Annotated in this window: 9 protein-coding genes and 2 pseudogenes; 2 read left to right on the forward strand and 9 right to left on the reverse strand. The window is 66.0% G+C overall.

Going from position 1 to position 10,485, the window contains the following annotated elements; translation table 11 throughout:
* Positions 1-146: 146 nt before the first annotated feature.
* The 3 genes and pseudogenes from astA to Q427_RS20735 form a co-directional block, all read right to left on the reverse strand.
* Positions 147-1,192 (reverse strand): annotated as a pseudogene (astA, locus tag Q427_RS20725) (arginine N-succinyltransferase).
* Positions 1,192-2,262, reverse strand: coding sequence for an arginine N-succinyltransferase (locus Q427_RS20730; protein WP_043517012.1), 1,071 nt, complete (start codon positions 2,260-2,262; stop codon positions 1,192-1,194). The pseudogene astA and the gene Q427_RS20730 overlap by 1 nt, the downstream one beginning before the upstream one ends.
* 50 nt (positions 2,263-2,312) lie before the next feature.
* Positions 2,313-3,527: an aspartate aminotransferase family protein gene (locus tag Q427_RS20735; protein WP_043517003.1), complete on the reverse strand. Its 1,215-nt coding sequence runs from the start codon at positions 3,525-3,527 to the stop codon at positions 2,313-2,315.
* 381 nt (positions 3,528-3,908) lie between these two features.
* Here Q427_RS20735 and Q427_RS20740 point away from each other — a divergent pair, with 381 nt between their 5' ends.
* Positions 3,909-4,565: a class I SAM-dependent methyltransferase gene (locus tag Q427_RS20740; RefSeq protein WP_043517004.1), complete on the forward strand. Its 657-nt coding sequence runs from the start codon at positions 3,909-3,911 to the stop codon at positions 4,563-4,565.
* A gap of 15 nt (positions 4,566-4,580) precedes the next feature.
* On the opposite strand, the gene Q427_RS20745 is transcribed toward Q427_RS20740, so the two are convergent.
* The 3 genes from Q427_RS20745 to fabV form a co-directional block, all read right to left on the reverse strand.
* The gene (locus Q427_RS20745) at positions 4,581-5,558 is read right to left on the reverse strand and encodes a GlxA family transcriptional regulator (RefSeq protein ID WP_197030767.1); all 978 of its coding nucleotides are present in this window, start codon (positions 5,556-5,558) and stop codon (positions 4,581-4,583) included.
* 189 nt (positions 5,559-5,747) lie between these two features.
* Complete coding sequence (locus Q427_RS20750; RefSeq protein ID WP_043517005.1) at positions 5,748-5,957, reverse strand: hypothetical protein; 210 nt, start codon at positions 5,955-5,957, stop codon at positions 5,748-5,750.
* 78 nt (positions 5,958-6,035) lie between these two features.
* Positions 6,036-7,247 carry an enoyl-ACP reductase FabV gene (fabV, locus tag Q427_RS20755; protein WP_043517006.1) on the reverse strand — a complete coding sequence of 404 codons (1,212 nt, stop codon included), beginning with the start codon at positions 7,245-7,247 and terminating at the stop codon, positions 6,036-6,038.
* A 167-nt stretch (positions 7,248-7,414) separates the two neighbouring features.
* On the opposite strand from fabV, the gene Q427_RS20760 reads away from it, so the two are divergent.
* Positions 7,415-7,804 (forward strand): DUF7079 family protein, encoded by a 390-nt coding sequence (locus tag Q427_RS20760; RefSeq protein ID WP_043517007.1) that lies wholly within the window; start codon positions 7,415-7,417, stop codon positions 7,802-7,804.
* Positions 7,805-7,816: 12 nt separating this feature from the next.
* Here Q427_RS20760 and Q427_RS20765 read toward each other — a convergent pair whose 3' ends face one another.
* The 3 genes and pseudogenes from Q427_RS20765 to Q427_RS20775 form a co-directional block, all read right to left on the reverse strand.
* Positions 7,817-8,302 carry a glutathione peroxidase gene (locus tag Q427_RS20765; RefSeq protein WP_043517008.1) on the reverse strand — a complete coding sequence of 162 codons (486 nt, stop codon included), beginning with the start codon at positions 8,300-8,302 and terminating at the stop codon, positions 7,817-7,819.
* Between the two features lie 26 nt (positions 8,303-8,328).
* Positions 8,329-9,618, reverse strand: coding sequence for a transglutaminase-like domain-containing protein (locus tag Q427_RS20770; RefSeq protein ID WP_043517009.1), 1,290 nt, complete (start codon positions 9,616-9,618; stop codon positions 8,329-8,331).
* A gap of 176 nt (positions 9,619-9,794) precedes the next feature.
* Positions 9,795-10,408, reverse strand: a pseudogene (locus tag Q427_RS20775) (DUF3488 domain-containing protein); the annotation flags it as partial.
* Positions 10,409-10,485: the final 77 nt, after the last annotated feature.

Genomic DNA, 10,485 nt, shown 5'->3' on the forward strand with positions numbered 1-10,485 from the left:
GGCGGCAGCCACCGCCGCCGCCACCTGGGAATCGCCGGCACCGTTTCCCTGCCACAGGGTGTCGCCGGAGACCGGGTCCTGCTTGGTGAAGCGGGTGGCGTCGCCCGCCTGCCAGGTGCCATCGATCAATAGCTGCTGCATGGCTTTCATGATGTCTCCTCGGTATCCAGTACGCGCAGGGAGTCGCCGGCGACCACGCCGAGCCGCTGCGCTTCCTGTTCGCTCAGGGTGATTGTGTCGTCCTCGTTGGGTCCGCCGGCTACCCAGGCGGCACGGAAAGCCGCCATGTCGGTGCTGGCAGCCAGCCAGCGCGGGCGAGCGGCAGGCGGCTCGCTGCCGGCGTGGACTTCCACCCGGCAGCGGCGCGACTTGCGTACGCCGCGTACGTCGTCGATATAGGCCTCCACGGTGGGGCCGCCGTCGAAGATGTCGATGAAGCCCTCCCAGCGCAGCCCCTCCTTCTTGAGCATGGCGAGTGCCGGGCGGGTGTGGCGGTGCACCTGGCCGATGCAGGCGCGGGCCTCGTCGGAGAGAAAGGGCGTATAGATGGGGAACTTGGGCATCAGCTCGCCGATGAAACTCTTCTGGCCCAGCCCCGTCAGGCGGTCCGCCTCGTCGAAGTCCAGCGGGAAGAAGTGGCTACCCAGCACTCCCAGAAGGGACTCTTGCCACGCTCGTCGAAGACGCCGCGCATCTCCGCCAGCACCTTTTCGGGGAACTGGTCGCGAAACTCGGCGATGAACAGCCAGCGCATCATCGACAGCAGCGCGCCGTTGCGCTGGTGGCGACGATCCTCGCCACGATACTGGGGGCGCAGGAACAGCGACGCCACTTCGGCATCGCCGGTATGGTCCGAGCTGAGAAAGAGGGTGTCGATGGTGCGGTGCAGGTCGAGCTGAACCGAGGAGTGGGCCAGGGTCCCGAGGCGATAGTGATAGAACGGTACCTCGCGCCCCACCTGCCCTTCGATGGCGCAGCAGCCGGCCAGCTCGCCGCTGGTCTCGTCCTCCAGCACGAAGAAGTAGTTCCGCCGGTCCGCCGGGCTGCGCTGCTCGAAGGCCGTCACGGCCAGTTCGATCTTCTCGGCGAGAAACTCACGGTTGTCGGGCAACGACGTGAAGCCGACCCCGGTCTCGCGGGCCAGGGCCTGCAGTTCATCCAGGTCGGACTCGGCAATCGCTCGAATACGCATTACAGCTCCCCCTCGTCGTAGCCCAGCTCGGCGTCTGTCGCCGCCAGGGCTAGCGGTGCCACCAGCACCGCACGTCCCTCCTCCACGCCCAGCAGCTCGGCGTGCTCGGTCGAGAGCATCAGCTGGCCGGTGGGCGACAGCGCATAGCGGGCCACCACGCAGCGGAAGTCGGCCAGCCGCTGGTTGGCGATCATCGCCGGCTCGGCATCCGGCAGCAGGTGGGCCGGGCGAACGCGAACCGGATGCCAGGCGGCACGCCGGAAGCTGGCCAGGCGATCGCGCTCGCCCTTGATCACCGGGCCGGCATCGAAGATGTCCACATGGCGAGAACGCAGGAAGCCTTCGGCCAGCATCTCGGCCATGGCGGATTCATGGTCAGGGTGTTCGCGCCCGATTGCCGCACGGGCCTGGGGCGTCAGCAGCGCCAGGTAAAGCGGGAACTGGGGCATCACCTCGGCGATGAAGCTCTTGGAGCGCACCCCCGCCAAATAATTGATCTCGTGGTAGTCACGCACGAAGAAGTGGCGCCCCACGCTGTTCCAGAACGGCGACTCGCCCTGCTCGTCCAGATAGCCGGGAAAGGCCATGGCCAGCACTTCGGCGAAACGCTCCGGGTACTGGGCGATGAACATCAGCCTGGCCCGGCGCAGCAGGCTTTCCGCGCTGGTGCCACGGTAGCGGGGCTCGATCGACAGCGCGCAGAGCTGGGTGGTCTCGGAGACCTCATGGGAGAGCGCCAGGGTCTGCACCTCGCGGCGCACGTTGAGCTGCTGCGAGGCGTGGATCAGGGTCTCCTGGCGATAGGTATAGTAGGCCTCCCGGGCACCGGCCTCGGCGCGAATGGTGGCGGTACCCACCACCTCGCTGCGCTCCAGGTCCTCGAGGACGAAGGTGTAGAGCTCGTCGCCCGGGAAGTCCACCTCACGGCTGAAGGATTGCCGCGAGCGGGCGATGCGCTCTTCGAGCCGGTCGCGGTGGGCCGGCAGGTTGGTCAGGCTCGGCGTGGCGGTGCCTGCCAGCCGCTCCAGCGCCGGCAGGTCGGCCGGCCGAACGGGGCGTACGACCATCATGGCAGGGTCTCCGGGTCGGTTGGCGGCGTCTTCCATGGGCTGGCCGGCCTTCACTTGGCCGCCACCAGTCGCGCCACGGCACGCTCGAGGCGAGCCATGCCCTCGCTGATATCGGCTTCGGGAATGACCAGCGAAGGCGCCATGCGCAGCACGTTGGGCCCGGCAATCAGTGCCATCAGCCCCTCCTCGATGGCCAGCGGCAGGATGTCCTTGGCCCGGCCTTCGTAGTCGGGAGCCATTTCGGCACCGACCAGAAGCCCCATGCCGCGGATCTCCTTGAATACGCCGTGCTTGCGGTTGATCGTCTCGAGATGTTCACGGAACAGGTCATGGCGCTGCTTCACACCGTCCAGAACGGCAGGCGTGGCGATATGCTCGACCGCCGCCAGGGCCACCGCGGAGGCCAGCGCATTGCCGCCATAGGTGGAACCATGGGTACCGATGGCCAGGGCCGGGGCGACACGGTCGGTGGTCAGCATCGCCCCCACCGGGAAACCGCCGCCCAGGCCCTTGGCGCTGGTCAGGATATCCGGCGTCACGCCGTACTCCATGTAGGCGTAGAGCGAACCGGTACGGCCCACGCCGGTCTGCACCTCGTCGAAGATCAACAGGGCATCGTGGGCATCGCACAGGTCCCGCAGCCCCTGCAGGAACTCCTGGGTGGCCGGCACGATACCGCCCTCGCCCTGCATCGGCTCGACCATCACCGCACAGGTGTCGTCGTCGATCAGGTCGCGGACGCTGTCGAGGTTGTTGAACTCGCCATGGACGATGCCACCCGGCACCGGGCCGAAGCCCTGGGAGTACTTGGGCTGACCGCCGACACTGACGGTGAAGAAGGTGCGACCGTGGAACGACTGCGAGAAGGAGACGATGCGGGTCTTGTGCTCACCAAAGTTGTCGTGGGACCAGCGCCGCGCCAGCTTCAGTGCCGCCTCGTTGGCCTCCCCGCCGGAGGAGCAGAGGTAGACCTTGTCGGCGAAGGTGCGCTCCACCAGCGTCCGGGCCAGCGCCAGGGCCGGCTCGTTGGTGTAGACGTTGGAAAGATGCCAGAGCTTGCTGGCCTGCTTGGTAAGCGCATCGACCAGCACCGGGTGACAGTGCCCCAGTGAGTTCACCGCGATCCCCCCGGCGAAGTCGATGTACTCGCGCCCCTCCTGATCCCACAGGCGGCTACCCTCGCCGCGCACCGGAATGACCTTCTGGGGTGAGTAGTTGGGCACCATGTACTGATCGAAGTCGGCGCGGGTCGGGGTCTGGCTCATGTCGGTCTCCATTCCAGCGTAAAGGGGAAGCGAAGCGCTACTGTCATTCGAGTATACGGAGGCCCTGCCATCCAGGCTTTCAGCAATGGGACTCCATCTTGTGAAAATGGCTGTCGGTATGGCGCAATGACAGGACTCGATCACCCGACAGCCTGCTAAGCTTTGTCTGAAAAATCGCCGAGCGATGGTCAGGGCTAGGCCCGTTCCTACGGGCCAACCCACTTCCCACATCCATGTGGGTCGCAAGGCGAAAATTGGGGAAAAGACGGAGTTTACGCGGTGTAAATGAGTACCTTGAGCCGATTTTTAACGCAGTATGGTCGAGCGCAGGCAGTTTTCAGACAAAGCGTAGGCTCAATAACCATCCCCCGGAGCATGCCCATGTTCAACACCACGGCCTGGAATCGAATCCGCTACGGGCTCTACGCCCCCGTCTACGATTTCGTCGCCGACCGCAGCTTTCGCCGTCCCCGGCAGCTGTCGCTGGACGCCGTTGACTGGCAGGCAGGCATGCGGGTGCTGCTGGTGGGGGCCGGCACCGGGCTGGACCTGCCCTTTCTGCCCCGGGACGTGGAAGTGCAAGCCACGGACCTCTCCCCCGCCATGGTCAAGCGCATGAAGCAGCGCGCGGAACGGCTGGGCATGGACGTGGAGTGCCGGGTAATGGACGCCGAGGCACTCGACTACCCCGACGGTCACTTCGATGCGGTCATCATGCACCTGATCCTGGCAGTGATGCCGGACCCCCGACAAGGCTTGGCCGAGGCGCACCGGGTGCTCAACCGGGATGGTCAGCTCTGCGTGATGGACAAGTTCCAGTCCGACGAGCGGACCGCCGGCCCGGCAAGGCGCGCGCTCAACGCCTTTACCGCGACCGTGGCCACGGACATCACCCGCCAGGCCCGCCCCCTGCTGGAGAGTGCCGGCTTCGAGATCGAGCTCGACCGGCCGGTGATGATGGGGTCGCTGTTTCGTGCGCTGATTGCCCACAAGGCGGAGCGGGAACCCGATGCTGTCATCCCGGGTGGCGAGGCCTAGCCTGCCGCCACCGGCTCAATGCAAACGCTCCTCCCGGGGCGTGACACCGAAGTGGTTGCGATAGGCCGTGGAGAAGTGCGCCGGGGAGGAGAAGCCTGTCTTCATGGCGATCTCGCCGGCGGGGAGGTCGCTGTCGCGCAGGAGACGCCGGGCTTCCTGCAGGCGCAGGTCGAGGTAGTAGCGGCCGGGCACCGCCTGGAGATACTTCTTGAACAGCCGCTCCAGCTGACGCCGTGAGATGCCCAGGTGTTCGGCCAGCTCATGGGTGGTCAGCGGCTCCTCGATATTGGCCTCCATCAGCATCACCGCATCCACCAGCGGTGCCGGAGCATGGCCCAGCCGGGCGCGCAGCGGTACCTGCTGGGGTTCGTCTGCCATGCGGATCCGTTCCAGCACGAAATGTTCAGAGACCCGCTCGGCCAGCTCGCTGCCATGGTGTAAGGCGATCAGCGTCATCATCATGTCCATGGCCGCCGTACCGCCACCGCAGGTGAGCCGGTCCCGGTCGATCTCGAACAGCTGCTGGGAAAGCCGCACCCGGGGAAAGTCGCGAGTAAAGGCAGCGAAGCGCTGCCAGGGCAGCGTGGCACGGTAGCCGTCCAGCACGCCGGCACGGGCCAGCAGCTCGGTGCCGCCACCCACGCCGACCAGGGCGACACCAGTTCTACCCAGCGCGCGCAGGCGGTGAACGATGGCGTCATCGGCGTTGGCCGACAGAGGTGCCGGAGCGCAGACAACCAGCATGTCCAGCTCGGCCGACACGTCGCAGAATGGCTTGGCCGCGGCCAGGCTGAGCTCGGCAAGGCTGGGCGTCTCGCCTCCACCCGGGCTATAGGCCTGCACGCGATAGAGACGCCGGCCGGCCAGCTGGTTGGCCATTATCAGCGGCTCAAGGGCACAGGCCTGGGCGAGCAGGGAAAAGCCCGGCAGCGTCAGCACCCCAACCCAGCGGGTCGCTGATGCAGAGAAGTTGGCGGTGGGGGTGTCGGGCATGGAACGCTACGCCGTGGGCCGGAACGGGAGTGTGATCTTACTCGATCGGGAGCGTTGGCGACGAATGCGCGTTACAGGTTGAAGCGCCCCGCGATCTGAAATCGCGGGGCGCCGGCGTTCGGGCATCCGGGCTATTCACCCGAGAGGGGGAGGGCCTTGCCGCCCGGCCCAGTGCCGGTGGCAGTGCGATCAGGCCCAGAGCGCCGACAGCAGGCGGTAGACCATGAAACCACCCGCCAATACTGCCGTGGCCAGCAGCAACCAGTGCCAGCCCTTGGCCGGCCTCCTGGCCTCAGGTTGGCCTGCATCGGGTTCGGGATGCTCGAAGTCCTCGGGCATCCTCACCTCCTTGATGTGCTGGTGCTCCTCTTGCGCCGTCTTGCTCTCCCTGGTATCCATCGCGCTCCTCCATGCTCAGGAAATTTCATGCTGCGAACCTCATGGAATGCCGCGATTCGCAGAACCTGCACGCAGTCCCTATAAAGTCACGACATCGAAGGTCACGTCCGGGTTCACATCGGCGTCGTAGTCCACGTCATCACGCTCGAACCCGAACAGCTTCAGGAACTCATGCTTGTAACCAGCATAGTCGGTAATCTCGAACAGGTTTTCGCTGGTCACCTTGGGCCAGAGGTCCTTGCACGCCTGCTGCACGTCATCGCGCAGTTCCCAGTCGTCCAGGCGCAGGCGGCCGGCGTCATCGGTGTCGAACTCGCCGGCCTGCCCACGGGGTGAATAGAGCTGCTCACCGAACAGGCGGTTGAGCTGGTCGATGGTACCCTCATGCAACCCCTTCTCCTTCATCACCTTGTAGACCATGGCGATATAGAGGGGCATGACTGGTATCGCGGCGCTGGCCTGGGTCACCACCGACTTCAGCACCGCCACGTTGGCACCGCCACCCGTGGCCTTGAGTTTGCTGTCGATCTCGCCGGCGGCACGATCCAGGTCTTCCTTGGCCTTGCCCAGGGCGCCGTGCCAGTAGATCGGCCAGGTGATCTCGGTGCCGATATAGCTGAAAGCCACGCTGCGCGCGCCGGGAGCGAGGACACCGGCACGGTCCAGGGCGTCGATCCACAGCTCCCAATCCTCGCCGCCCATAACCGCCCTGGTGTCCTCGATCTCCTGCTCGGTGGCGGGTTCGACCTCGGCTTCGATGATCACATCCTTGTTGGTATCGATGGCGGTGGCACGGTAGGTCTCGCCGATGGGCTTGAGGCTGGAGCGTTTCAGTTCGCCGCTGTCGGGCAACTTGCGCACAGGGGATGCCAGCGAATAGACCACCAGGTCCACTTGCCCCATATCCTGCTTGATCAGCTCGATGGCCGTCTCGCGGGCCTCATGGGAGAAGGCGTCACCGTTGATCGACTTGCTGTAGAGCCCTTCCGCCTTGGCGAACTTGTCGAAGGCGGCGGAGTTGTACCAGCCTGCAGTGCCTGGCTTCTTCTCGCTGCTCGGCTTCTCGAAGAACACGCCCAGGGTGTCGGCGCCATAGCCGAAGGCGGCGGTGATGCGTGCCGCCAGGCCGTAGCCACTGGAGGCACCAATCACCAGCACCTTCTTCGGGCCCGCGGATGGGTCCAGTCCACGGGCACGGGTCGCCTCGATCTGCTCGAGCACGTTCTTCTCACAGCCGACGGGGTGGGTGGTGGTGCAGATGAAACCGCGAACCTTGGGTTTGATGATCACGTCTAACCTCATTGTCGATGGCCCGCCGCTGGCACAGCGGCATCGGCCGGATTTGAGTGGGCAATGGTGGCATTCTAACGACCGTCATCCCTCCTGTCCGCTCTTGAGCCTGGACCTTGAGTGGGGCAGGATGCATTTCCCGGGTAACGCGCAGGCAGGAGAGAACGATGGATGCACAGACACTGGTCGATGAGCGCGGCGAGCTGTGGCTGGCACTGGCCCCCCTATGGCTGGACCGCGAACCCGGTGAGCGCGACTACACGCACATGGTAGAAGTGATTCAGCGCCATGACCTGACGCTGCAAGAACTGGAGTGGATCTTTCGCCTGGAACTGGCGCCGGTGCTGGCACGCACCCAGATGTCGGTCGCCAGCGAGTGGCGCAAGTTCGATGACCTGCAACTGATGAAGCGCCTGGTGGCCCACAACATGCGGCTAAAGGGCTGGCGGCGCAAGAGCTGGGCCCTGTTCTCCGGCCTGACGACGATGATGACCCGCCACCGCTGGAACGAGCTGATGATGCGCGTGATGCTCGAACGCGGAGAGACACCCCATTAGTGCAGCTCCTGCTCAGTCCTCATCAAGGGCCCGCTCAAGGGCGGGCATCAGCGTATCGCGGCTCTCGCCCGGCGCAAAGCGCCGTATGACCCGGCCATCCCGACCCACCAGAAACTTGGTGAAATTCCATTTGATCATCGTGGTGCCGAGGACCCCCGGCGCCTTGCGCCTGAGCTCCTTGAAGAGCGGATGCGCCTGGGAGCCGTTGACCTTGACCTTCTGCATGATCGGAAAGGTGACGCCGTACTGGGTCGAACTCAAGGCGCAGAAGTCCAGCGCCGATTCCGGCGACTGTCGGGCAAACTGGTTGCAGGGAAAAGCCAGCACGGTGAAGCCGCGATCGCGGTAGCGGCTATAAAGCCTCTCCAATTCACGCAGCTGTGGCGTGTAACCGCACCGGCTCGCCACGTTGACGATCAGCAGCACCTGCCCCTTGAGGGCCTGCAAGTTGAAGGGCTCACCGCGATGAGTGCGACAGTCGTGCTCGTGAATGGCCATGGGTCGCCTGCCTTGCTGACACCTGTTTACGATGCCACGTCCTCCCCCGCGGCACCACCCCAGCGGGCGCGATTGCGCCCCTTGGACAAGCTGAAGCGGACTCTCCGAATCGCCAGGCGTAGCCGCCGCCGGCCGGCACTGCGCTCCGCCTCGCTCAGTGGTGCATAGGCAAGGCGCTCGTACTCTTCCGCCACGGCCTCAAGGGCGCTACCTGAGAGGCCACACTTCGGGGCGATGCGTCGTAGGTGAGCGGCCGGGCTCTCGCCGGGTACAGGCCCCAGGCCCAGGCGCACCAGCCGACCCTGGAGATAGCCCACCATGGTGCTTTCATTGCGCCAGCGGCGCTGGCGCAAGCCCAACCGCAGCAGCCATGCCAGTCCTGCCAGCCCAAGCACCATGCCACCCAGCCAGGCCGCAGCCATCCAGGGTGCCGAGCGCAGTTGGGCATGGAGCCAACCGTAGCCCGCCTCCAGCCATTCACCCAGGCGCCCCATGAACGCTCTGGCCGCCTCCCGCTGGTAACCGATCACCCCCCGCTGCCACTGGTATTCCAGGTTTTCCCATCGCAGCCGAAGCTGATTGGCCCAGCCCAGCTCGCGCAGGCGCAGCGAGGAAAAGGGCGAGTCGGCCAGGAAGGCCTCGGCACTTCCCTCGACGGCCTGGGGCCCCAGCTCGATACGCTCGGGGGCAATGGCCGCCGTGGGGTCCAGGCGCTGCCAGGCACCGTCGAGCCACACCTCGATCCAGGCGTGGGCATCGTAGTCGCGGATGGTGAAATAGCCATCCGGATGACGCTCGCCGCCGAGAAAGCCGACCACCATCCGCGCCGGGATCCCCGCCCCACGAATCAAGGTGGCCGCCGCCGAGGCGTAATGGGTGCAGTAGCCGGCCTGGCTCTCAAACAGGAATTCATCGACCCGATGCCGAGAACCCAGCCGCGGCGGCATGAGCGTATAGCGGAAGGGAGACTCGCCGAAGTGCCCCATGATCGCCGCCAGGAAGGCATGCTTGTCACCCCCGCTCTCCTGCCACAGCTGCTCGCCCAGCGCCCGGGTGCGGGGGTTGGCCCGGTTCGGCAGCAGGGTATTCCAGGCGTCACCGGCGGGGTCGGTATTGGGGGGAGCGGCGCCACTGCTCTCCAGGTGCAGCAGGCTGCGCGAGCCCTCCGCGGCCAGCCGCTCCAGGGTGCCATCGACCAGGTAGCGCTGTTCGCTACCAGTGGCCAGCGGCGTGCCCAACGAGGGGAGCCAGGGGCGGCTGTCGGGCTCCAGCAGCAGCTCGGCGTGAAAGCGCCCTGCACCGGCCGACTCCTCCACCCAGGGCGACCGGCGCCCCTGGCGGACGAAGGCGTCTTCACTCCGCCCAAGGGTCGCGGCCAGCTCGTCGGGGGGCGAGCGAAACCAGCGCTGGCCGTCGGTGGCGGAGAGCGTATAGACCGCCAGTAGCGCTCATGGGTGGCCGGTTCTTCGCCGTCGAATGCCGCACGGAAGACACGGGCATCGCTGCGCGACAGCTGTGCGATATCCCCCGGCGACACCTCATCGGCCAGCCCGGTGGAGGCGCGATCCATCTGTGGCATGCTCCACAGCGGTCCCAGCCGCGGAAATGCCAGAAACAGCACCACCATCAACGGCGCCGAGTAGAGCAGCAGCCAACCGGTTTCGCCCCAGGCGCTGCGAGCATCTGGCGCACCGGCCAGCCAGTTCAGCGACTGCAGCAGCCAGGCCAGCGCCACCAGGCACCCAGTGCCATGAGAATCCCCTGGTCGTGGAGGAAGGCCACCCCAGTCGCGATGATGCCGATGACCACCACCACCCGGGCGCCGCGCCGGTCATGTGTCTCGAGCAGCTTGAGCAGGTAAACGCCCAGCAGCAGCCCGATCAGGCCTTCCATTTGATGCATGGCGCCATACTGCAACCATAGGGCGCCCAGCAGCAGAGCGACACCACCCAGGCGCAACAGACGACCCGCCGGAGGCAACCTCTGTTGCAGCTCAAAGTAGCGCCAGGCCGCCACGCCAATTGCCAGCCCCACCAGCCAGGCCGGCATCCAGGGCAGATGCAGCGCCAGCACCAGGCACTGGCCGATAAGCAGCCGCCGCAGCATGGCAGCACCGAGCTCGCGACCGTCGGCCAGCACTGCCGTCGTCCGGGCGGGACCCTTGGCGATGCGCCAGCCAGCCG

This window comes from Halomonas sp. BC04, from assembly GCF_000568385.1.